Genomic DNA, 24044 nt, shown 5'->3' on the forward strand with positions numbered 1-24044 from the left:
AAACGGACAATATAAATTGTCCGTTTTCTACTATCGATTACAAAGTGCATATAAAGGAAGGAGTGGTTGCATCGTAGATTCAATCTTAGCAAGGAATTGTTCGTTGGTCATTGCTGAAAACTCCTCTGGTGATATATGAATACCGACTAATAATTCTGCTTTTTTCACAGTAGCTAAACGTTCAATCATCTTTTGTAAGTCTTCCGTTTCAAGCGTTTCATGTAATTTTACACCTGGTTTAGTATGGTCAATGGACCAAACGAAGTCATTTGGAATATTTGTTTTTAAATCATTTAAATGTTCTAAGAAGGCGTGAGCCGTCTCCACTTTTTGTGGACACTCATAGATTAAACCAAAGTATATGAAGGCATGAGTACCCCATAAACCAATTTGGAAGTGTGGTAACATTTTATATCCACGTTTATTTGTTGAAAAAGCAACCCAAGTATCGTTTGGTGGATTGACTTTGCGGCGTGCATGTTTTGCTACATGGTAGAAAAAGTTTTCGTCAGTTTGTTGTGATAAATATGCTGCAAACTGTTCCCCTAAAGCGTCTAGCTTAGGATGAATATTCGTTTTAATTGCGCTCATTCGTTCTTCAAGACCATCAACAGTAAAGACTTCAAAATCAGTTGATGTGAATGTTTGTATTGTCATGATTGTTCCTCCAACTCCTATTTTGTTTTAATTTTAGCATAGCTTGTACTATTCATAAAAAAACAGCACAAAAAAATTTAAATAAAAAAATATAATTTTGTTGCATAGATGATTTATCCAACATAGTATAGTATAAAACAAAAAATCAGAAAATTGAATCAATTCTAGTCCGAGGGCAGACGAATATTGGGAGGAGGCAAAAAAATGAGACAGGTGATTAATGCGTTAAAGAGAACAGATGCCGAAAAGAGAATTCCGGTGCTACGTTTGGAGCTAGATTATGAATTAGCAACTTTATATGATGCTATGATGGATAACGACAAACAGAAAAAAGAAGAGTGCGTACAAAAATTAGAAGTGTTAAGACTTGAAATGATCCGTTTAGAAGCGTAATAATAGTATATGTATAAATAATTAGTTGGTGCGAACCTTATAAAGGGTTCGTTTTTTCTGTGAACAGTATAGATCGGAGTGTTTAAACATGCAAGAAGTATGGAAAGACATCGATACACACGCGAAACAGTGGATTCGAGAAGCCGGAGAACATTTAATGGCATCACTGAAAAAAACACTTATTATAGAAACAAAGTCAAATGCAGCTGATCTAGTAACAAACATGGACCGAGAAACGGAGCAGTTTTTAATTGGGAAAATTAAAGAAACATTCCCGGCTCATAATATTTTAGGAGAAGAAGGCTACGGAGATGAGATTACCTCTTCTAATGGGGTTGTTTGGTTAATTGATCCAATTGACGGCACAATGAACTTTGTTCATCAAAAAAGAAATTTCGCAATCTCAATCGGGATTTATGAGAACGGTATCGGAAAGATTGGTCTTATTTATGATCCAGTTCATGACGAACTATATCATGCGGTAAAGGGAGAAGGGGCTTTTTGCAATGATTTAGCTATTCCCATGTTGGAAAAAGGAACGGTAGAGCATGGAGTTATAGCTTTGAATGCGATATGGCTTACTGATAATCCATTGCTTAATATGGAAAAAATGATGATGCTCGTTAAGAAGGCGAGAGGTACGAGGTCATATGGTTGTGCAGCGTTAGAAATGGTATATGTTGCAACGGGAAGATTAGATGCATATGTGACACCGCGCTTATCACCATGGGACTTTGGCGGGGGACAGATTATTGTAGAAGAAGTTGGCGGTAAAGTGACAACGTTCTTGGGAACGCCTCTTTCTATTGTAGAGAAAAGCAGTGTGTTAGTTGCAAAACCAGGAGTATACGAAGAATTATTACCATTTGTATCGCAATAATGAAAAAAAGTAAGAGGCATAAAGAAGCTTCTTACTTTTTAATGTTATTGCGATTTACGCATTTTTCTTTTTGTTACAAAACCGTATCCAACTGTAACAAATGTGCCGATAATGCAAATAATAATGCCGATGGGACTATTTTCAGCAACCATAATTCCGATACCAATTAAGAAGATAACACCGATAATTGCTGTTAATAAAAAGCGATATTGAATGTGTTCCATTTCTTCACCCTCCAATCTCATTTTACTTTCACAAAAGTAAGAATACAACTATATTTTCATTCTTGATTTTATTTTGATTGCCATTGTATCCCCTTCGCTCTTATAATAGAGAAGGATTAAAAAGACATTAGGAGTTGGACATGTTGAAAAAACGACAAGATTTACGAAATATAGCAATTATTGCCCACGTTGACCATGGTAAAACAACACTTGTTGACCAGTTATTACGTCAAGCGGGGACGTTCCGTGCGAATGAACATATTGAAGAACGCGCAATGGACTCAAATGATCTAGAAAGAGAACGTGGTATTACAATTTTAGCGAAGAATACTGCGATTCACTATGAAGATAAAAAAATTAACATTTTAGATACACCTGGTCACGCTGACTTCGGTGGAGAAGTAGAACGTATCATGAAAATGGTTGATGGTGTTCTACTTGTAGTTGATGCATATGAAGGTTGTATGCCACAAACACGATTTGTTTTAAAGAAAGCTCTTGAGCAAAACTTAACTCCAATCGTTGTTGTAAACAAAATTGACCGTGACTTCGCTCGCCCTGATGAAGTAGTTGATGAAGTAGTTGACTTATTCATCGAACTTGGTGCAAACGAAGATCAATTAGAGTTCCCAGTTGTATTTGCATCAGCAATGAACGGAACAGCAAGCTTAGATTCAAATCCAGCAAATCAAGAAGAGAATATGAAATCATTGTTTGACACAATTATTGAACATATTCCAGCACCAATTGATAACAGCGAAGAGCCACTTCAATTCCAAGTAGCACTTCTTGATTACAATGACTATGTTGGTCGTATTGGGGTTGGACGCGTATTCCGCGGTACAATGAAAGTAGGACAACAAGTTGCATTAATGAAAGTTGACGGAAGTGTAAAACAATTCCGTGTAACTAAATTATTTGGTTACATTGGATTAAAACGTCAAGAAATTGAAGAAGCAAAAGCTGGAGATTTAGTAGCTGTTTCAGGTATGGAAGACATTAACGTAGGTGAAACGGTATGTCCGGTTGAGCATGAAGAGGCTTTACCATTATTACGTATTGATGAGCCAACATTACAAATGACATTCCTTGTAAATAACAGCCCATTTGCAGGTCGTGAAGGTAAATTTATTACTTCTCGTAAAATTGAAGAGCGTCTTCGTTCACAATTAGAGACAGATGTAAGTTTACGTGTAGATAATACAGATTCTCCTGATGCATGGATCGTATCTGGACGCGGAGAGTTACATTTATCTATCTTAATTGAAAACATGCGTCGTGAAGGTTATGAACTACAAGTATCTAAGCCAGAAGTAATTATTAAAGATGTTGATGGCGTAAGAAGTGAGCCTGTAGAGCGCGTACAAATCGATGTGCCTGAAGAATACACTGGTTCTATTATGGAATCAATGGGTGCACGTAAAGGTGAAATGTTAGATATGGTGAATAACGGAAACGGTCAAGTTCGCCTTACTTTCATGGTTCCAGCACGTGGTTTAATTGGTTACACAACAGAATTCCTAACATTAACTCGTGGTTACGGTATTTTAAACCACACATTTGATTGCTACCAACCAGTACATGCTGGACAAGTGGGTGGACGTCGCCAAGGTGTTCTAGTTTCACTTGACACAGGAAAAGCATCACAATATGGTATTATGCAAGTTGAAGACCGTGGTGTAATCTTCGTTGAACCAGGTACAGAAGTATATGCTGGTATGATCGTTGGAGAACATACACGTGAGAATGATTTAACAGTTAACGTTGTAAAAATGAAACAACAAACTAACATTCGTTCTGCGACGAAAGATCAAACTTCATCAATGAAAAAACCACGCTTAATGACTTTAGAAGAGTCATTAGAGTACCTAAACGATGATGAGTTCTGTGAAGTAACTCCAGAATCAATTCGTCTACGTAAAAAGATTCTTGATAAGAGTGAGCGCGAAAGAGCTGCTAAGAAAAAGAAATCTGTAGAAGCGTAAAAATAAAAAACAACTACCTTTATAAAAGGTAGTTGTTTTTTATTTTTGTTTATTTTTAGAATATTTATTCTTTTTTTGTGGACAGTATTTTTTTTGCGAGTTACTCTTGTATTAAGTACATAAAGAAAATTTGTTTTTATGAGAAGGGAGGAAAGATAGTGTTAGAAAGAATGTCATTTTTCGCGAAATTGTGCAAAGTTGATGAAAATCCAGAACTAGGGATGTGGTTACTTTATGGAACAATTATTATATTGAGTGCACTTGTATATAATTTAGGATTTGCAAGGAAGCTATCAGTGCTAAAAAATATAGTAATATACATATCTTTAGCAATTGGATGCACGGTATTAACTTTCTTTGCAGTTTTTTTACCAGTTGGAGAGGGGCTCGTTGTAGCGGCGATTGTACTTGGAATTTATAGATTACGTTTACGTCAAGCGAAACAACAAAAAGCAGGATAAAAAGGGGGAGTTTCATGCGCTCGGTACAAGATGCACTATATAATTGGTTAACAATTAAAACTGTTGCGGAAGCGCGTCCAGATGATAGAGCTGCACAAGAAACGTATATATTATTTCGAAATATGATATATGAAGAGCATAAATTACGAAATGTAGAAGTGGAAAAGAACGAGGAAATGTATTTAATTACATATGAAATTGATGGAGAAATAAGGTGTGCAAGATTTCCAGTAGAAGCAATTGATTGTTTTTTGGATCAGATGAATCGTGAACCAGAAAAATACAAATAAGTCCTTATCTATATGATTAAGGACTTATTTACGGTTTACCAATCGTCTTCTACTTTTTTATCACGATATAATCGGAAATTACCACTTGCATGGCGTTCCATAGTACGCTCTGCAATGCGTTCCGTACATTCCATGCACATATATGTATGAATAGGGCGATTACGCAGTTTTTTTGCCATAGGATTTTCGTCATCTAACATATCTTTTTTATCACAAATCATACATCTGACTCTCATTTCGTCACCTCAATACGAATTCTATCAGTATAAGTATATCATGGAAGCATAATGTTTTTGAATAATAGCGGGAAAAAATAATATTTTCGCAATTCGAAAAATAGGTTATGATAAGGATATATAAATAATATTTGGAGGTGGAAATATGGCGAATGTAGTTGAGCCTACATTGACAGGTGATTTAGTACAATCTTTGCGTAAAGAGTGTATCGTTATGATAGCAACAACAGATTTCGAAAAACAAATTCCTAACGTAAGTGCTATTTCTTGGGTATATGCAGTGAGTGAAACTAGTATTCGATTTGCGGTAGATCAACGCTCACGTATTGTGGGGAATATACGGCATAGTGCAGGGGTTGTATTGACTATAATGGCGAATGAATCCGTATTTTCCATAAGTGGTGAAAGTGAAATTTTAACAGATAGAATGGAAGGGATTCCTCTAAAATTAACGGTAGTAGAAGTGAATGTACAAGAAGTTCGTGATGTTATGTTTTATGGTGCGAAACTTGCTACTGAACCAACATATGAAAAAACATATGATCTTCGAGCAGCTAAAAAGCTTGATAACCAAGTATTAGTAGGAATGAAAGAATTATAAAGAAGATGAATAGGAACATCGTTCATAAACTTTTACAAGTGAGTATTGTGATTTAATGTGAAAAATTATAATAAAAAGTAATATATTGAATAGAAATGAATAAAAAATAAAGAAAAGGTTTAATTTCTATGAATTTCGATTCTACCTCGTTTTTACGGTACATATAATTATAACAATGGTTCGTCCATATTTTATGGATGAAACCCTTGTTCTACAAATTTAAAAGTGGAGTCAGGGGGTAACAGGTTGGATAAAATTTATGTGTTAGATACGAATGTACTTTTGCAGGATCCTTTATCTATTTTTTCATTTGCAACAAATGAAGTAGTGATTCCAGCAGTTGTATTAGAAGAGGTTGATTCGAAAAAACGTTATATGGATGAAGTAGGACGAAATGCTCGCTATGTATCTAAGTTAATCGACAAATTTCGCGAAATAGGAAAGCTGCATGAAAGTATTCCGTTAGAAAACGGCGGTACATTTCGTATTGAATTAAATCATCGCTCATTTGTTCAACTGCAAGATATTTTTGTAGAAAAAACAAATGATAATCGAATTTTAGCGGTAGCGAAAAACCTCTCTTTAGAAGAACAAGAAAAAGAGGACGGGAAATCAGTTATTTTAGTAAGTAAAGATGTACTCGTAAGGGTAAAAGCTGATGCAATCGGATTGCAGGCCGAAGATTATTTAAGTGACCGAGTAATCGAAGTGGAAAATATATATTCAGGATTTTTAGAAGGGTATATATCAAAAGAACAGTTAGATTATTTTTATGAAAAAGGTGAACTACCTTTATCTGAAATCGCAAATCATCCTTTTTATCCAAATCAGTTTGTTGTAATGAAAGATGCACTAGGGGGTTCTAGTTCTGCACTTGGGATTGTGGATCATTTAGGTAAGAAGGTAAAAAAACTTATTTTTCACAATGAACAAGTGTGGGGGATACGCCCACGAAACGTGCAGCAAATTATGGGGTTAGAATTGCTACTTCGGGAAGATATTCCACTTGTAACGTTAACAGGGAAAGCCGGTACAGGAAAAACGTTACTTGCATTAGCTTCGGGACTAATGCAAACGGAAGATTTAGGGTTATATAAAAAACTACTTGTCGCGAGACCAATTGTACCGGTAGGGAAAGATATAGGTTATTTACCAGGAGAGAAAGAGGAAAAATTAAGACCGTGGATGCAGCCGATTTTTGATAATCTAGAGTATTTATTCAATACGAAAAAGCCAGGGGAGCTAGATGCTATTTTAGCTGGAATGGGTTCGATTGAAGTAGAAGCGCTTACCTATATACGCGGGAGAAGTATTCCAGACCAGTTCATTATAATTGACGAGGCACAAAATTTAACGAAGCATGAAGTGAAGACGATACTAACAAGGGTAGGCGAAAAAAGTAAGATTGTATTAATGGGGGATCCTCAGCAAATTGATCACCCGTATTTAGATGAATATAATAACGGTTTAACATATGTTGTAGAGAAGTTTAAAGAACAACGTATTAGTGGTCATGTAAAGTTTGTTAAAGGAGAGCGTTCTAATTTAGCACAACTAGCAGCGGATTTATTATAAAAAGGAGTGAGCTTAAGCTCACTCCTTTTTTGCCTTTTAATTATACAATTTAAATGATTGTAAATTTACGGATGTTACGAATCGGATTTTGTCTATTAGATCCATCATGGAAATATAGATGAACAGGCCCGTCTTCTCGTAATGGTTTACCTTCTTTTGAAAAACCGAGAATAGCTTTATGGGCTGTTTCTAACGGAAGTGTAATTGTATTGTCTGTGGTTTCAATTTCGACATGAGTAGCATCTTCTAAAATTACAGCATTTTTTAGAAATGGATGAAGTGGTATGCCAAATGTCCCGTTAATAAGCTGTTCTTTTTTATATTTCTTTACACTTTGTTGTATTGGCGGGAAGGCAGCACCATCACGGATTTCGCGATCCCAATGCTCTGAAGTATGTTTTAAGTATGTTTCTAATTCGGATGAGTCTTCTCTAGTTTCATCAAAGTAAGTTGTCAAATCTATTTTTCGATCATCGAAAATCCATACAGTTGGATCGATAGTGATTGGAAAACGAACTTTTCCATTAATAAATAAAATTTCGCTCATTGTTGTTCCCCCATTTGTGTTATACTCCCACTTTTCAGTATAATAGTATTAGGCACTGTTGTCACAAAAAATGTTTCTATTGCAATTTATTAAAACTATCGCTAATATTAATAGATATGAGAGAGTAGGACGGAAACGGAGGGAATCAATTTGGCGTCTGAGACAGTATCAAATCATCAGGAAAAGGCACTAGCCCTTCTACAAGCGGATGCAGAGAAGATTTTAAGACTTATTAAGGTACAAATGGACAATCTTACAATGCCGCAATGTCCATTATATGAAGAAGTTTTAGACACACAAATGTTTGGACTATCCCGCGAGGTCGATTTTGCGGTTCGCCTTGGTCTTATTGGAGAAGAACAAGGGAAAGCAATGTTAGGAGAGCTCGAACGTGAGTTGTCTGCACTTCATGAAGCATTTACAAACAAACAACAATAACGGGTTCAAATAAGGGGGCTCAAACTGAAATAGTTTGGGCTTTTTATTTGTATAATAAAGAAGGAAGAACCTATATACATATGGAATACAACAATAATTAAATTGAAACAGAAAGAGGAAATGAAATGAAAAAAGTATGGAAATCGATGGATTATTCCTTATTACTTCCTCTTGTTATCTTATGTGTGCTGGGAGTAATAATGGTATATAGTTCTAGTTCCATTGTTGCGATTTCGAAGCATGGGAAACCAGCGGATTTCTTTTTTAATAGGCAAGTATTAATTCTAGCTGTTGGAGCGATAATGTTAGCGATTATCATTGCTATTCCTTATAAACTTTGGAGGAAGCGAATAGTTTTAATAGCAATGGGAATAGGTAGTATTGGTTTATTAGCAGCAGCCTTGTTTTTCGGTAAGGAAGTAAACGGTGCAAAAGGGTGGATATTAGGTATACAGCCCGCTGAATTTGTTAAAATATCGATTATTATTATATTAGCTCGTTTTTTTGCGAGAAGACAAGAGACAGATACTCCTGTTTTTAAAGGGTCGGGACTTACGCTTGGTTTTGTTGGATTGGCAATGTTTTTAATTTTAAAGCAAAATGACTTAGGTACCGATTTATTAATTGCGGGAACGGTTGGAATTATGTTTCTTTGCTCGGGGGTACGGATTAATTTATGGATAAAACGAATCGTTTTAACTGCCATAGTGTGGATTCCGGCACTATATTTTCTTGGGAATTATGCATTAAGCAAGTATCAAAAGGCACGTTTTTCCGTTTTTCTTGATCCATTTAATGATCCTCAGAATGATGGATTCCAATTAATAAATTCTTTTATTGGAATTGCTTCAGGAGGGCTAAATGGTCGAGGGTTAGGGAACAGTGTGCAAAAATATGGATACTTACCAGAACCGCAAACAGATTTTATTATGGCAATTATATCTGAAGAGCTTGGTTTTATAGGTGTAGCTGTCATTTTAATCTGTTTATTACTTATTATTATTCGGGCATTTAGAATTGCACAAAAGTGTAAAGATCCATTTGGAAGTTTAATAGCAATTGGAATTGCAAGTTTGTTTGGAGTTCAAACTTTTATAAATGTCGGTGGTATGTCTGGGTTAATACCGCTTACAGGGGTACCATTACCATTTGTTAGTTATGGTGGGAGTTCTTTGTTAGCTAATCTGCTTGCAATGGGTATACTGTTAAATATTTCTAGTTATGTAAAACGACAAGAGAAACAACAAAACAAATTGACTAACGAAATAGAACAAGGTGGACCGCATCTTGTTGTTGTAAAATAAAAAACACATTGAGCTCTAGAGTTCAATGTGTTTTTTATTTTGTTAGGCTTTAAATGTGATATAATATTGATTGTTTTAAAACGAAAAGTATATTACATTTAAGTGAATGTGATATACAATATTGTTGTTAGAAAAGGAAGAGGTATGCTATACTATTTTTGTGAAACAAATTGATCAGAAAACTTATCATTTGTTGAAAAATAAGGTATGATGGATAAAAATAAAGTGAAGCTTTCTAAGTATAATATAATGTAGAAAGTGAAGAACTTCACGCTCTTTAGAGTGTGTATGTATTTTATCTCTAGAGTGGTAGGAAAATAGAGGGGGAAAATCATGACAAAGCTGCAACGTATTCAAAAAGTATTGGTAGCTAACCGTGGAGAGATAGCAATTCGTGTGTTCCGAGCATGTTCAGAACTTGGATTAAACACAGTTGCAATCTATTCTAAAGAGGATAGCGGTTCTTATCATCGCTATAAAGCCGATGAGTCCTATTTAGTTGGGGAAGGGAAAAAGCCAATTGATGCTTATCTAGATATTGAAGGCATTATTGAGATTGCGAGAAGTAATCATGTAGATGCAATCCACCCTGGATATGGTTTCTTGTCAGAAAATATTCAATTTGCAAAACGTTGTGAAGAAGAAGGGATTATCTTTATCGGTCCAAAAAGTAAGCATTTAGACATGTTTGGAGATAAAGTTAAAGCAAGAACACAAGCGCAGCTAGCTCAAATTCCAATTATTCCTGGTAGTGATGGTCCAGTAAATTCAATAGAAGAAGTTGAAGAATTTGCTGAAAAGTATGATTACCCGATTATTATTAAAGCATCCCTTGGTGGCGGCGGTCGCGGTATGCGTATTGTACGTGCTAGTGAAGAGTTAAGAGAATCGTATAATCGCGCGAAATCAGAAGCAAAAGCAGCCTTTGGTAATGATGAAGTGTACGTTGAAAAATTCGTTGAAAAACCTAAACATATAGAAGTACAAATTTTAGCAGATGAAGAAGGTAATGTTGTTCATTTGTATGAGCGTGATTGCTCTGTACAACGACGCCATCAAAAAGTAGTTGAAATTGCACCGAGCGTGTCGCTTTCAGATGATTTGCGTCAGCGTATTTGTGATGCTGCAGTAAAGTTAACGGAAAATGTAAATTATTTAAATGCTGGAACGGTAGAATTCCTTGTAAAAGGTGATGAGTTTTACTTCATTGAAGTAAACCCACGTGTTCAAGTTGAACATACGATTACAGAGATGATTACAGGAGTGGATATCGTTCAATCGCAAATTTTAATAGCTGATGGACATGCATTACATAGCAAAATGGTAGGTGTTCCTAAGCAAGAGGAAGTGGTTGTGCATGGATTTGCAATCCAATCTCGTGTAACGACTGAAGACCCACTAAATAATTTCATGCCGGATACAGGGAAAATTATGGCGTACCGATCAGGCGGTGGTTTTGGTGTTCGTCTTGATACAGGTAATAGTTTCCAAGGTGCAGTTATTACACCGTACTACGATTCTTTACTTGTAAAAGTTACTACTTGGGCACTTACTTTTGAACAAGCCGCTGCAAAAATGGAACGTAACTTAAAAGAATTCCGTATTCGTGGTATTAAAACAAATATTCCATTCCTAGAGAATGTAGTAAAACATAAAAACTTCTTATCAGGAGAATATGACACTTCATTTATTGACGCGTCACCTGAACTATTCTTGTTCCCGAAACGTAAAGACCGCGGAACAAAAATGTTAAATTATATTGGTACAGTAACAGTAAATGGCTTCCCAGGAGTAGGGAAAAAAGAGAAACCAATTTTCCCAGATGCTCGTATACCAAATGTGATACACTCAGAGCCAATGCAAAATGGAACGAAACAAATTTTGGATGAGCGTGGAGCGGATGGATTAGTAAAGTGGGTACAAGATCAAAAGCGTGTACTTTTAACTGATACAACATTCCGTGATGCACATCAGTCATTACTTGCAACTCGTGTTCGTACAAAAGATTTACATCACATTGCAGAGCCGACAGCGAGAATGTTACCAAACTTATTCTCAGCAGAAATGTGGGGCGGTGCAACGTTTGATGTTGCGTATCGTTTCTTGAAAGAAGATCCATGGGAACGATTACTAGATCTTCGTGAAAAAATGCCAAACGTTTTATTCCAAATGTTACTTCGCTCTTCAAACGCAGTAGGTTACAAAAACTATCCAGATAATTTAATTCAAAAATTTGTGGAATGTTCTGCTCAAGCTGGAATTGATGTGTTCCGTATTTTTGATAGCTTAAACTGGGTAGAAGGCATGAGAGTTGCAATTGATGCTGTACGAGATACTGGTAAAATTGCAGAAGCGACAATGTGTTACACAGGAGATATTCATGACCCGTTACGTAGTAAATACGATTTAAATTATTATAAAAACTTAGCAAAAGAGTTGGAAGCATCAGGAGCTCACATTTTAGGAATTAAAGATATGGCGGGCTTACTAAAGCCAAACGCAGCATATGATTTAGTTTCAGCATTAAAAGAGACGGTGTCGATTCCAATTCACCTGCACACACACGATACGAGCGGAAATGGTATTTTAACGTATACGAAGGCAATTGAAGCAGGTGTTGATATTGTCGATGTAGCGGTGAGTTCAATGGCTGGTCAAACGTCACAACCAAGTGCGAATACACTATACTATGCGTTAGGTGGAAACGAAAGACAGCCAGGTGTTAATATAGACTCATTAGAAAAACTATCTCATTATTGGGAAGATGTACGAAAATACTATGCTCCATTTGAAAGTGGTATGAATGCTCCTCACACAGAGGTATATATGCATGAAATGCCGGGTGGACAGTATAGTAATCTTCAACAACAAGCAAAAGCGGTTGGCTTAGGAGATCGCTTTGATGAAGTTAAAGTGATGTATCGCCGTGTTAATGATATGTTTGGCGATATTGTAAAAGTAACACCATCATCTAAAGTTGTCGGTGATATGGCATTATTTATGGTTCAAAATCACCTAACAGAACAAGATATTTTAGAACGTGGACATGCTATGGACTTCCCAGGATCTGTTGTTGAAATGTTCTCTGGAGATTTAGGACAACCATATGGTGGTTTCCCGAAAGAATTACAAAAAATTATTTTAAAAGGGAAAGAGCCATTAACAGTAAGACCGGGTGAATTATTAGAACCGGTAGATTTCGATGCTTTAAAAGAAGAGTTATTCCACAAAATTGGACGCGAAGTAACAATTTTTGATGTAGTCGCATATGCATTGTATCCAAAAGTATTTATGGACTACGAAAAAGTTGCTGGGATTTATGGAAATGTATCTGTGCTTGATACACCGACATTCTTCTATGGTATGAGACTTGGTGAAGAAATTGATGTGGAAATCGAGCAAGGTAAAACATTGATGGTTAAACTAGTTTCCATTGGGGAGCCACAGCCAGATGGAAATCGTGTGCTTTACCTGGAGTTTAATGGACAACCGCGTGAAATCGTAGTGAAAGATGAAAGCGTGAAATCAACTGTTGCACAGCGTGTGAAGGGGAATCGTGAAAATCCAAATCATATTAGCGCAACGATGCCGGGAACTGTTATTAAAGTAGTTGTAAAAGAAGGCGATGAAGTGAAAAAAGGTGATTCCATGGCAATTACAGAAGCGATGAAAATGGAAACGACGGTTCAGGCGCCATTTAGTGGTAAAGTGAAAAAAGTATATGTAAATGATGGGGATGCAATTCAAACGGGTGACTTACTTATTGAATTAGATCATTAAAATAAAGAAAAAGAGCTGTGCGAAAGCAGCTCTTTTTTGTGTGTAAATAATACCTTGCCGAATTGGCAAGGTATTAAAATTTTACTTTATTTTGTTTGCTTAGAAGTTGATTCAGTTTCTTTTGCATTGACGGTACTTCTTGTACCTATCATAACTAAATAGCATAGTACAGCAAACAGGCAAGAAATGAAGAGTGAATGTAATAATGCCATTGCTAAACTAGCATTTGTCAATACGACTAAAATTCCTACTATAGCTTGAAGTGTAACAAGGACAAATGAAATAATCCATCCCCAGTATACTACACGCTGCTGCTTGTAATGGCGAATAGCGATAATCATCGCATATAGTATCCAAGCAAAAATTAACATCGCTGCAACTCTATGTCCCATTTGAACCCACTCATGTAGTTGAGTTGGCATAGGTCTATTTTTGCTACATAAAGGGAAGTCTGGACAGGCTAAGGTAGCTCGTTCGTGACGTACTAAAGCTCCTGTGTAGACAACGATATAACTGTAAATTGTTACACCATAAATATGAAATTTCATTTTTTTGTCCATAATAAGTGAACGTGCATCAAATTTCTGATCAATTTCAAAAATAAGACACGTTAACAAGATGACAGAAGCAAATGAAATTAAGGAAATACCGAAATGAATAGCTAATACAGCAGGCATTTGACCCCAAACAACCGCCGCCGCCCCCATTAATGCTTGTGCAACTAAAAATACGAAGGATAAAATTGCTAACGTCTTTGTTTCGCGCACATGTTTATAATATTTCCAGGACAAGATACAAAGAAGAGTAACAAGGATTCCTGCTGATCCAGATGTTAAGCGGTGACTTAGCTCAATAATAGTCTCCATTGATAAATTAGATGGAACAAATTCACCGTTACAAAGAGGCCATGATTTGCCGCATCCTTGGCCTGAACCCGTTTTTGTAACTAAAGCGCCTCCTAGTAAAACTACTAATAAATCGAGACTTGTAATGACTGCTAACCATTTAATAAAGCGTTGCAATCTCTTTCACCATCTTTCTGCTATGAAGTTATTGCGAAATATTTTCATTCCATTATGTATAGAATAAAACGTGCTACAGTCCTATGATATATAAAAAATAATAAAATAGCAAAGAAATGGAGGGCGAGGACAACGTACGTATTATAAAGAAAAAAATGGAATTTAAAATACATATTTTAGGAGGAATTCAGGCTATTTTGAAAAGAAATGGGGAGAATACATGCTAAATATGACAAAATAGTTTATTATAGAAGATAACATCATGTTATGATAAGGATAAATTAGAATAAAGTTTTTTAATGTTCGACACAAAAAGTTCATGTTTTCTTCACAAAATGTTCGGGAAATGTGATTTAATATATTGGAGTATGGGCGTAGATTAGTAGTAGAGTGGGTTAACAATATATCTACTGTAATAATATTGCTATATAGAAGCGAAATATTTCACATGAAATATATGCTTAGAAAGATGATAGGTTTAAGAGGGGGTTAAAGTGATGAACCATGCAACAAGTGAGCTGCATGATGAGTCAGCTGTTTCAATTGTACCGGAAACAACTCGGTTACAAGATTTATCAGCGCTCGTTAAAATGGGGATTGTAAACTCAAATACACTTACTGTATTTACAGGATTTTGGTTGGCTTTACATTTTAATGGATTGAGTGTTATGGACAATCTAGATAAGTTATTTTTCACAATCGTTGGTTCGGCATTAATTATGGCAGGGGTATGTTGTTTAAATAACTACATTGACCGAGATATCGATCCATTAATGGAAAGAACAAAAAACCGTCCAACGGTAACAGGTAAATATAAACCTGGCTTTGCACTTGCATTTGGACTTGTAATTTTACTTCTTGGCTTTGCATTTTTATTACTTACTACACCGATGGCAGTGTTAATCTCATTTATTGGTGCCTTCACATATGTTGTTTTATATACGTTATGGACGAAGAGAAAATATACGTTAAATACTGTTGTAGGTAGTATATCAGGAGCAGTTCCACCTTTAATTGGATGGGCGGCAATTGATCCGTCTTTAAATCATCCAATTGCTTGGATGTTATTTTTAATTATGTTTATTTGGCAAATCCCACATTTCCTCGCATTAGCGATGAAGCGTGTTGATGAATATCGAAATGCAGGAATCCCAATGCTTCCTGTTGTACAGGGATTTGATATTACGAAACGTCAGATTATGATTTGGACAGTATGTTTATTACCACTACCATTTTATATGAGTGGACTTGGAATAACATTCATGGTAATTGCAACATTGCTTAACATCGGATGGATCGCATTAGGGCTTTATGGCTTCCGTCAGCAAGATGACATCAAGTGGTCCGTAAAAATGTTTGTTTATTCCCTGAATTACTTAACAATCTTATTTGTGTCAATGATTGTAGTTACATTCTTCTAAGACAACGACATGATTGGATTTCTTTACGTTGAGATTTACTTTACTTAACTATAAAGTACAATCTAATTCACAAAGAAAGTGGGGGTTGTTTGTATGAAGAAACAGTGGCGACTGCTTTCGTTCGTTTCACTGCTGGCTTTACTGTTAGGGGGATGCGGTAAAGCTTTTCAGTCTACTTTAATTCCGCAAGGGGAAGTAGCAAAAATGCAATATGATTTGCTCTTGCTAGCGAGTGCAATCATGGTAGGAGTAGTACTTGTAGTTACTATTATTTTCTTATATGTAATTGTGCGTTTCCGACAAAAAAAGGGTGAGGAAGATTATATTCCAGAGCAAGTTGAAGGAAATCACAAACTAGAAATTATATGGACAGTCATTCCGATTATTCTTTTGTTAATCTTGGCTGTTCCGACTGTTACATATACATTCAAGCTTGCTGATGTAAGTGCGATGGAGAAAAAGAATATTGATAAAGATACTATCGTTGTTGATGTAACAGCGAATCTTTATTGGTGGGAATTTTCTTATAAATCAGAAAAAATAGTAACTTCTCAAGATTTAGTTATCCCCACAGGTAAGAAAGTGTATTTGAATTTGAAGGGTGCCGATATTAAACATTCGTTTTGGGTTCCATCTTTAGCTGGGAAAATGGATACAAATACAGATAATGTAAACAAAATGTGGTTAAAGGCAGATAAATCGGGCACTTATAATGGTTTTTGTACAGAATTTTGTGGCCCATCACATTCTTTAATGCAGTTCAAAGTGAAAGCTCTGGATGAAAGCGAGTACAAAAAGTGGCTTGCTGACATGAAGAAGATTGATGGAAAAAAAGAAGTAGCTTCTACAAAGGCGCAAGAGGGTCAAGAAATATTTAATAAAAGCTGTATTGGTTGTCATGCAGTTGGATCAAATGATAGTAGACCACCTTCTGCTCGTATCGCACCGAACTTAGCAAACTTCGCAGATCGCGATATGGTTGCTGGTATTGCCGAAAATAATGAAGAGAACTTAAAAAAATGGCTCAAAGATCCTGAAAATATGAAACCAGGTAATAAAATGACTGGTAAATATGGCAACTTAACGGATGATCAAATTAATGCATTAAATGCATATTTACAAACGTTAAAGATTGAAAAATAAAGAGGGATCATTTGCGAAGGGGAGGTTGAAAACGTGAGTTCTGTAGCAAAAAAACAGGGGATGGGTGCTGTCATATGGGATTATTTAACGACAGTAGACCATAAAAAGATTGCCATTCTCTATTTAATTGCAGGTGGATTGTTTTTTGTAATAGGTGGAATAGAAGCACTATTTATTCGCCTGCAGTTAGCGATTCCTAACAATGCTTTTCTTGTTGGGGATGCTTATAATCAAGTATTAACGATGCACGGTACAACAATGATTTTCCTCGCAGCTATGCCACTCGTGTTTGCATTTATGAACGCCGCTGTACCACTTCAAATTGGAGCACGTGATGTGGCGTTCCCGTTTTTGAATTCGCTCGGATTTTGGTTATTTTTCTTTGGTGGATTATTTTTAAATTTAAGTTGGTTTTTAGGAGGAGCGCCTGATGCAGGGTGGACATCGTATGCATCTTTAGCTTTAGCCTCTAAAGGACATGGTGTTGATTTTTATGTACTCGGCTTGCAAATATCAGGTATTGGTACATTAATTGGAGGTATTAACTTCCTTGTTACAATTATTAATATGCGCGCGCCAGGGATGACGTACATGCGCATGCCGATGTTTACATGGACAACATTTGTAACATCTTCACTTATTTTATTTGCATTTCCACCATTAACTGTAGGATTAGGACTTTTAATGTTAGATCGTTTATTTGGCACAAGTTTCTTTAATCCGGCACTAGGTGGGAACACGATTATATGGGAGCATTTATTCTGGATCTTCGGTCATCCGGAAGTATACATTCTTATACTCCCAGCTTTCGGAATATTCTCAGAAATCTTCGCCACATTTTCGAAAAAACGATTATTCGGTTATTCCTCTATGGTGTTCGCGACAGTATTAATAGGGTTTTTAGGATTTATGGTATGGGCGCATCATATGTTTACTGTTGGTCTTGGGCCTGTTGCAAATGCTATCTTCTCGGTTGCAACAATGGCGATTGCAGTTCCAACGGGTATTAAAATATTTAACTGGCTCTTTACAATGTGGGGTGGAAGTATTAGGTTTACAACACCAATGATGTGGGCGGTAGCTTTTATTCCATCCTTCGTTATGGGTGGAGTTACAGGTGTTATGCTTGCTTCTGCACCAGCTGATTATCAGTTTCATGATAATTATTTCGTAGTAGCACACTTTCATTATGTAATTGTTGGTGGTGTTGTATTTGGTTTACTTGCAGGTGCGCATTATTATTGGCCACTTATGTTTAATAAAATATTAAATGAAACATTAGGTAAGATAACATTTTGGTTATTCTTTATCGGTTTCCATTTAACATTCTTTATTCAGCATTTCCTTGGATTGATTGGTATGCCACGTCGTTACTACACATATCTTGAGGGCCAAGGGTTGGAAATGGGGAATATGATTAGTTCTATCGGAGCTGTGTTTATGGCTCTTGGAACGATTGTTCTTTTATTCAATGTAATAAAAACAACGGTATCAAAAGAGAAGGCTGGCCGTGATCCATGGGATGGACGTACATTAGAATGGACAATGCCAGCACCTACACCGGAATACAATTTTAAACAATTGCCATTTGTTCGCGGGTTAGATCCGTTTTGGATTGAAAAACGTGAAGGTAATAGAGAGATGACAGCAGCGGAACCGGCCGGTGATATTCATATGCCAAATGCTTCATTTTCACCATTTATCATTTCTCTAGGCTTATTCATAGCAGCATTCGGTGCGATGTATATGCAGGGTGGCAAAGATAAATTTTGGTTATTAGTAGCGATTATCGGTTTAATCATTACGTTTGGTACAATGTTCCTTCGTTCAGTAATTGATGATCATGGATATCATATTCATAAGGAAGATTTAGATGATAAGGGGGGCAAGGCGTAATGCATGTAGATGAGAAATTAACGAATGAAACATTTCCAGCAGAGCCTGAAAAAGCAACCCTTGAGGGGAAAAATAAGTTTGTTGGTTTTTGGTTATTTCTTGGAGGCGAAACAGTGTTGTTCGCTTCCTTATTTGGCACATATTTAGCGTTAAAGAACTCTACAAATGGTGGACCAACATCTCAAGAGATGTTTCAAATGCCACTCGTTTTCATTATGACGATGCTTTTGTTAACAAGTAGTTTAACGAGTGTATACGCAATGTATCATATGAAAAATTTTAACTTTAAGAAAATGCAACTTTGGTTACTTGTAACAGTGTTGCTTGGCTTAGGATTTTTGGGGTTTGAAATATATGAGTTTTATCATTATACGCATGAATTTAAGCATACTATGAGAAGTAGTGCATTTGGTTCTGCATTTTATGCTCTTGTTGGTACACACGGGCTCCACGTGTTGTTTGGATTATGTTGGATTTTAACATTAATCTTTAGAAACGCGAAGAGAGGCTTAAATTTATACAACGCACCAAAGTTTTATGTTGCATCAATTTATTGGCACTTTATTGACGTAGTTTGGGTGTTTATTTTCACTGTAGTATATTTGATGGGAATGGTGGGATAAACAATGACGGTTAAGCAAACGAATAATCCTAAGGTGGATCTTGTTTATCGGAAGAGAAAAAGTGCAGAGGAAATGAAGCACCAAGTTGTTACATTTTCACTAATGATTTTTTTAACATTAGTTGCATTTGCAGCGGTGGCATATCCGAAAACATTTAGCCCGATTTTTTCGGTTCCATTTATATTATTGTTAGCAGTCATTCAAGTTATATTTCAGTTATATTATTTCATGCATATGAGTCATAAAGGGCATGAAGCGGCGAGTTTCTTCTTGTACTCTGGATTGTTAATTGGTTTATTAACAATATTAGCCTTTATGACAATTGTGTGGATTTAAACAGTGATAGTAGGGGGCTCTGATATATCAAAGCCCTCTTTTTATATGAAATATAAGAATTTTGAAAAGGTAGGTGTGGAAATGGAAAACTTATGGGTATTTGGTTTTCAAGCTTTATGGAGTCCAATTTTTTTATTATTTATGATCTCGATTCTTATTAGTTATTTTTTAATTATTGGACCGTATAGAACGCGATTTGAAAATGCGACGAAGGTAAGTAAGAAGCAAATTTTTTATTTTACGACCGGGATTGTTCTTTTGTATTTTGTAAAGGGAGGACCTATTGATTTAATTGGTCATATCATATTTAGTGCACATATGTTTGAGATGGCAGTAATGTATATTGCGGTGCCTCCGTTATTACTGCTTGGTATACCTGTTTGGTTATATCGTTATATTACTTCTTTTAAGTTCGTTCAAATTGTGATAAAGTTTTTTGCTAAGCCGCTTATTGCGTTGTTTGTATTTAATGGCCTGTTTTCCTTTTATCATTTGCCAATTGTTTTTGATGCAGTAAAACAAAGTCAAATAGCGCATCCTATTTGCCTTGCTATATTGTTTTTTGCAGCAATGATGATGTGGTGGCCGATGTTAAATCCACTACCAGAATATCAAACTTTAAGTGATATTAAGAAGCTTGGTTACATGTTTGCTAATGGTATTTTATTAACGCCAGCTTGTGCGTTAATAATTTTTGCGACTGCACCATTATTTGCAACATATACAGATCCGGCCGCTTGGATGAAGGCAATGGAACTCTGTGTACCGGCGGGTACTTTATCAGATTTAAATATAACTGGACCAGAATTTTTACATTGGATGCCGGTAGTACAAGACCAGCAAACAGGTGGTATTATTATGAAAATTGTCCAGGAAATAGTGTACGGTACGATTATCGGTTATGTGTTCTTTAAATGGGCACGTAGAGAGCGTGAAAAGGATAAAGAGCAGCTGCAAGAGTTACCTCCTTATTTGCAGACGAAATAAAAACTAGCGCATCGTGTTAATGCGCTAGTTTTTTTGTTATTCAATAATTTGAAATTCTTTTAACTCTTTTTCGATATTTTGTAGGAGTTGTTCGCTTTTTTGAAGTACATTCGTTGGAAAAATCTCATCATCGCCATATTCAACGCCATGAGGATAATAATGTTTTCCTAATAAGGGTGGCAATAGTTTTACTTGAGCGTGTCTGCCGCCGATGTCACCTTCAACAGCAAATCCTTGTACACGTAAATAATAAATATCCTTTAATATTTCAAATTTATAATCATATGTAACGCGTTCGTAATCCCATTGTCCGGCAAGTACAAAATGATTGTTTTCCATAATCTCAGTTAAAAGAGTTAGATCAACGACTGCATCATTAAAGTTTGTATTTGTAAATTGCATAGAATACCTCCTTATTTTAATGTTAGTTCATTATTTTTATAATAGTACGAATAATAAGAAAGTGCAATTCGTATTGCGAGAAAAGGGATAATCCAGACTTTTTTCGTGAAAATATGATATAGTGAAAAGAGTACGGTACACACAAAAAAAGGGAATAAAAGGATTTGTGTATATCTCGATTTTATGCTTTGTTCAGGAGGTATATCGTTTGAAGAAATTATTGCGTATCGTAATGATTACATTTTTAATTTTAGCTGTTGATTTATACGGGAAGTTACTCGTGTCACAATATATATTAACCCCATCTCACTCTAAGCAAGAAAATAAAATTGTGAAAAAGAAGAAGCAAGTAAATGAAGAATCCACAGACACTGTTTTAAATATGATTGGCGGGGACTCTGAGAATTTATTAGCGAAGTGGGGCGAACCATCTCGAATAGAGCCGTCTGCTTATGGATATGAATGGTGGGTGTATAATCAAGATTTAGCTCAGTATGTTCAATTTGGAGTTGCTGAACGTAAAGTTGTAACGGCGTATGTTGCTGGTGAGCAAGTTAAGGTGGCTCCCTATTATATAAATGAAAAGTATGAAGAGGTATATAAAAAGAATCCACTTTCACATGAGATTTCATTAAAAAGAGGAAAGAATAGTTATCAATTTGAGTTATCTGATACGGAAGTAATGGAACAACCGCTAGTACCTGTAGAAGATGGATGGGCACAATTATACTTTGATCACTTTACACATGAGCTTGTTGGTCTTCGTTATATGGATGATGAAACGTTATTACGACAAAGACCATATCAACTTGTTTATTCAGGTGAATTAATAGCGGAACAGCCGCTGACACCAGAAAAAATGAAGCAAGTAGAAAATGGAAATATGCAACAAATTCTCGATTTAACAAATATTATTCGGAGTCGTCATCAATTACCGTTGTTAACATTGGATCAACAAACTGCAGATGTTGCATTTGGCCATAGTAAAGATATGAAGGATAATAATTATTTTTCACACGATTCACCTACTTTTGGTACGTTAGGAGATCGCTTGCAACGTGGGCAAGTGGCTTTTCAACTTGCTGGTGAGAATATAGCGGCGCAACATAGTGATGGAATTGCCGCGGTACAGGGTTGGTTAAATAGTGAGGGTCATAGAAAGAATTTATTAAATGAACAATTTACTGGATTAGGTGTTGGGGTATATGATAAATTTTATACTCAAAACTTTATCCGAAAATAAAATGAAACTTTAATCAGTAGGGGCATCCTTCATTGATTATTAGTCTTCACCAATCGGGCTTTAATTGTCCACAAATAGGAAGATAAAAAGGTGCATGAATCGTCTAAAAATAGGCGAACCATGTGCCTTTTTTTTCTTACAATATAGTAGATATACATGAAGAGGTGAGGATTATGCCAACAACAAAAGGGCCGTTACATCCATCGGTTCAACAGTTTAAAGAGTTTGTAAACCATCACCCTAAAATGGTTCATGAGGTTAGAAGTGGTCAAAAAACTTGGCAGCAATTTTATGAAGAATGGTACTTACTTGGTGAAGAAGATCAAATATGGACAGCATATAGACCTGATGGAGCACCTGCTTTTTCTTCGGTAAAAGAAAATAAAGAAGAAAAAGAAAATCGAACAGAAGAGGAAAAAACTGCTGATGTGATGGGGCAAATGCTTTCTTTCTTTAAAAAGCTAGACGTAGAACAAATGCAACATCATTTAGCAAATGTAACGAGTGCGATTGGTAGCGTGCAACAAGTTATTCAACAATTTCAAGGAAACCGTGCGCAGCAAGAACAAAGTACTTCTGAAAATAATCCTTTTTTCTTTCAAAAGGATTAGGGGGAAAGAGAATGAGAGCAGAGCTTATGGAGTTTATAAAAGCTGATGAGGATTTAGCTCGCTATATTCGGGAACAGCCATACTGGTACCGGAAATTGACGCGTAACCCAGAAGAAAAAGAAGCTTTTGAGTTAGCTGCCATGCAGCATTTCAAAAAAACGATACCAGATAAAGTGGAAAAATTTCAAAATCAATTGGCCGTTGCTTCAATTATGATTGATATGTTCCAGTATATGAAGCAGCAAAATACGACGTAATTGGAAGGGAAAACTATGTCCGTTATGCAAAACTTTTGTTACAATAGAATCGGATTATTTAAAAAAGGAGTTGCAGCATGACGGAAATTTGTTTAGTACGACATGGACAAACTGATTGGAACTTTCAAGAGATTATTCAAGGGCGCGAAGATATTCCACTCAATGAAGTTGGGAAGAAGCAAGCGAGTCAAAGTGCAGCTGCCTTGCAAGCGGAATCGTGGGATATAATTATAAGTAGCCCGTTAATTAGAGCGCAAGAAACAGCTAAGGAAATTGCTGGGGCTATTGGATTACCATCTATTTTATTAGATGAGCGATTTATGGAACGTAATTTTGGGGAAGCTTCTGGGAAACCAGTTGCAGCCGTTAGAGAGTTAATTACAGAAGGTAATGTAGAAGGAATGGAGCAGGATGAAGAAATCGTAGAGCGCTGTTTTACGGCTTTACAACAGGTTGCAGCAGCACATGGAGATAAACGTATTATCATTGTTGCGCATTCACATGCAATAAAAGCTATTTTACACGCAATTGCACCAAATGAAATTACATTTAAAACGCCGTTAAAAAACGCATGTATTAGCTACGTGAAAGAGAATAGCGGGAAATGGGATGTTCTTAAATATAATATTGCGGAGCATATTAGTGTATAAGAGTGCAAGGAGATTGTATGAAAAGTAATTAGAATCATATCTTTCTTTTAGGTGAGACACTTCAATTAGTAGTTCTGTTCCA

At 36.0% G+C, this 24044-nt stretch carries 26 protein-coding genes; 20 read left to right on the top strand and 6 right to left on the bottom strand.

Annotation, left to right across the window (positions count from 1 at the left end; all coding sequences use genetic code 11):
• Positions 1-30 precede the first annotated feature (30 nt).
• Complete coding sequence (locus JFU18_RS23290; protein ID WP_201031701.1) at positions 31-657, bottom strand: YktB family protein; 627 nt, start codon at positions 655-657, stop codon at positions 31-33.
• A gap of 204 nt (positions 658-861) precedes the next feature.
• Between JFU18_RS23290 and JFU18_RS23295 the strand changes: the two genes are divergently transcribed.
• On the top strand, positions 862-1050 hold the full coding sequence (locus JFU18_RS23295) for a hypothetical protein (protein ID WP_002121995.1): 189 nt from the start codon (positions 862-864) through the stop codon (positions 1048-1050).
• Between the two features lie 88 nt (positions 1051-1138).
• Positions 1139-1930, top strand: coding sequence for an inositol monophosphatase family protein (locus tag JFU18_RS23300; protein ID WP_060749584.1), 792 nt, complete (start codon positions 1139-1141; stop codon positions 1928-1930).
• 44 nt (positions 1931-1974) lie between these two features.
• Here the strand turns inward: JFU18_RS23300 and JFU18_RS23305 are convergent, their stop codons facing one another.
• Positions 1975-2154 carry a DUF5325 family protein gene (locus tag JFU18_RS23305; protein ID WP_000400129.1) on the bottom strand — a complete coding sequence of 60 codons (180 nt, stop codon included), beginning with the start codon at positions 2152-2154 and terminating at the stop codon, positions 1975-1977.
• A 140-nt stretch (positions 2155-2294) separates the two neighbouring features.
• On the opposite strand from JFU18_RS23305, the gene typA reads away from it, so the two are divergent.
• The 3 genes from typA (at position 2295) to JFU18_RS23320 (ending at position 4890) form a co-directional block, all read left to right on the top strand.
• Positions 2295-4139, top strand: a complete 1845-nt coding sequence (gene typA / locus JFU18_RS23310; RefSeq protein WP_113769776.1) for a translational GTPase TypA — start codon at positions 2295-2297, stop codon at positions 4137-4139.
• Between the two features lie 158 nt (positions 4140-4297).
• On the top strand, positions 4298-4600 hold the full coding sequence (locus tag JFU18_RS23315) for a YlaH-like family protein (RefSeq protein ID WP_000893662.1): 303 nt from the start codon (positions 4298-4300) through the stop codon (positions 4598-4600).
• A 14-nt stretch (positions 4601-4614) separates the two neighbouring features.
• Positions 4615-4890, top strand: coding sequence for a hypothetical protein (locus JFU18_RS23320; RefSeq protein ID WP_085312257.1), 276 nt, complete (start codon positions 4615-4617; stop codon positions 4888-4890).
• Positions 4891-4925: 35 nt separating this feature from the next.
• Here JFU18_RS23320 and JFU18_RS23325 read toward each other — a convergent pair whose 3' ends face one another.
• Positions 4926-5126, bottom strand: coding sequence for a YlaI family protein (locus JFU18_RS23325; protein WP_002094429.1), 201 nt, complete (start codon positions 5124-5126; stop codon positions 4926-4928).
• A gap of 145 nt (positions 5127-5271) precedes the next feature.
• Here JFU18_RS23325 and JFU18_RS23330 point away from each other — a divergent pair, with 145 nt between their 5' ends.
• Together JFU18_RS23330 and JFU18_RS23335 are read left to right on the top strand one after the other, a co-directional pair.
• On the top strand, positions 5272-5727 hold the full coding sequence (locus JFU18_RS23330) for a PNPOx family protein (RefSeq protein ID WP_002014791.1): 456 nt from the start codon (positions 5272-5274) through the stop codon (positions 5725-5727).
• 246 nt (positions 5728-5973) lie between these two features.
• Positions 5974-7302 carry a PhoH family protein gene (locus JFU18_RS23335; protein WP_002088317.1) on the top strand — a complete coding sequence of 443 codons (1329 nt, stop codon included), beginning with the start codon at positions 5974-5976 and terminating at the stop codon, positions 7300-7302.
• Between the two features lie 49 nt (positions 7303-7351).
• On the opposite strand, the gene JFU18_RS23340 is transcribed toward JFU18_RS23335, so the two are convergent.
• Positions 7352-7849: a molybdopterin-binding protein gene (locus JFU18_RS23340; protein ID WP_201031700.1), complete on the bottom strand. Its 498-nt coding sequence runs from the start codon at positions 7847-7849 to the stop codon at positions 7352-7354.
• A 150-nt stretch (positions 7850-7999) separates the two neighbouring features.
• Here JFU18_RS23340 and JFU18_RS23345 point away from each other — a divergent pair, with 150 nt between their 5' ends.
• The 3 genes from JFU18_RS23345 to pyc all read left to right on the top strand — a co-directional run bounded on the left by JFU18_RS23345 (position 8000) and on the right by pyc (position 13371).
• Complete coding sequence (locus tag JFU18_RS23345; RefSeq protein ID WP_002088314.1) at positions 8000-8287, top strand: Fpa/YlaN family protein; 288 nt, start codon at positions 8000-8002, stop codon at positions 8285-8287.
• A gap of 125 nt (positions 8288-8412) precedes the next feature.
• Positions 8413-9591, top strand: a complete 1179-nt coding sequence (locus JFU18_RS23350; RefSeq protein WP_201031699.1) for an FtsW/RodA/SpoVE family cell cycle protein — start codon at positions 8413-8415, stop codon at positions 9589-9591.
• Positions 9592-9924: 333 nt separating this feature from the next.
• Positions 9925-13371 (top strand): pyruvate carboxylase, encoded by a 3447-nt coding sequence (pyc, locus tag JFU18_RS23355; RefSeq protein ID WP_201034268.1) that lies wholly within the window; start codon positions 9925-9927, stop codon positions 13369-13371.
• 86 nt (positions 13372-13457) lie between these two features.
• Here pyc and ctaA read toward each other — a convergent pair whose 3' ends face one another.
• Positions 13458-14393, bottom strand: coding sequence for a heme A synthase (ctaA, locus tag JFU18_RS23360; RefSeq protein WP_201031697.1), 936 nt, complete (start codon positions 14391-14393; stop codon positions 13458-13460).
• Positions 14394-14890: 497 nt separating this feature from the next.
• Here ctaA and cyoE point away from each other — a divergent pair, with 497 nt between their 5' ends.
• The 6 genes from cyoE to ctaG all read left to right on the top strand — a co-directional run bounded on the left by cyoE (position 14891) and on the right by ctaG (position 20799).
• Entirely contained in the window at positions 14891-15814 is a 924-nt protein-coding gene (gene cyoE, locus JFU18_RS23365) for a heme o synthase (RefSeq protein ID WP_002033731.1), read from the top strand.
• A 93-nt stretch (positions 15815-15907) separates the two neighbouring features.
• On the top strand, positions 15908-16957 hold the full coding sequence (gene coxB / locus JFU18_RS23370; protein ID WP_002088304.1) for a cytochrome c oxidase subunit II: 1050 nt from the start codon (positions 15908-15910) through the stop codon (positions 16955-16957).
• A gap of 60 nt (positions 16958-17017) precedes the next feature.
• Complete coding sequence (gene ctaD, locus JFU18_RS23375; protein WP_201032269.1) at positions 17018-18853, top strand: cytochrome c oxidase subunit I; 1836 nt, start codon at positions 17018-17020, stop codon at positions 18851-18853.
• The gene (gene ctaE / locus JFU18_RS23380) at positions 18853-19476 is read left to right on the top strand and encodes a cytochrome c oxidase subunit III (RefSeq protein ID WP_000557861.1); all 624 of its coding nucleotides are present in this window, start codon (positions 18853-18855) and stop codon (positions 19474-19476) included. The genes ctaD and ctaE overlap by 1 nt, the downstream gene beginning before the upstream one ends.
• Before the next feature lie 3 nt (positions 19477-19479).
• Complete coding sequence (gene ctaF / locus JFU18_RS23385) at positions 19480-19812, top strand: cytochrome c oxidase subunit IVB (RefSeq protein ID WP_201031696.1); 333 nt, start codon at positions 19480-19482, stop codon at positions 19810-19812.
• An 81-nt stretch (positions 19813-19893) separates the two neighbouring features.
• A complete protein-coding gene (ctaG, locus tag JFU18_RS23390) occupies positions 19894-20799 on the top strand; it encodes a cytochrome c oxidase assembly factor CtaG (RefSeq protein ID WP_002121958.1) in 906 nt (301 codons plus the stop codon).
• A gap of 36 nt (positions 20800-20835) precedes the next feature.
• Here the strand turns inward: ctaG and JFU18_RS23395 are convergent, their stop codons facing one another.
• Complete coding sequence (locus JFU18_RS23395) at positions 20836-21201, bottom strand: YugN family protein (RefSeq protein ID WP_002066906.1); 366 nt, start codon at positions 21199-21201, stop codon at positions 20836-20838.
• Positions 21202-21409: 208 nt separating this feature from the next.
• Here JFU18_RS23395 and JFU18_RS23400 point away from each other — a divergent pair, with 208 nt between their 5' ends.
• From JFU18_RS23400 to JFU18_RS23415, 4 genes are all read left to right on the top strand, one after another.
• Positions 21410-22444, top strand: coding sequence for a CAP domain-containing protein (locus tag JFU18_RS23400; RefSeq protein WP_002088298.1), 1035 nt, complete (start codon positions 21410-21412; stop codon positions 22442-22444).
• Positions 22445-22617: 173 nt separating this feature from the next.
• The gene (ylbD, locus tag JFU18_RS23405) at positions 22618-23055 is read left to right on the top strand and encodes a YlbD family protein (protein ID WP_002088296.1); all 438 of its coding nucleotides are present in this window, start codon (positions 22618-22620) and stop codon (positions 23053-23055) included.
• A gap of 11 nt (positions 23056-23066) precedes the next feature.
• The gene (locus JFU18_RS23410) at positions 23067-23312 is read left to right on the top strand and encodes a YlbE-like family protein (protein WP_002014770.1); all 246 of its coding nucleotides are present in this window, start codon (positions 23067-23069) and stop codon (positions 23310-23312) included.
• A gap of 77 nt (positions 23313-23389) precedes the next feature.
• Entirely contained in the window at positions 23390-23962 is a 573-nt protein-coding gene (locus JFU18_RS23415) for a histidine phosphatase family protein (protein WP_002014767.1), read from the top strand.
• The last annotated feature ends 82 nt before the right edge of the window (positions 23963-24044 follow it).

Source organism: Bacillus sp. TH22, assembly GCF_016651015.1.
Lineage (GTDB): Bacteria > Bacillota > Bacilli > Bacillales > Bacillaceae_G > Bacillus_A > Bacillus_A mycoides.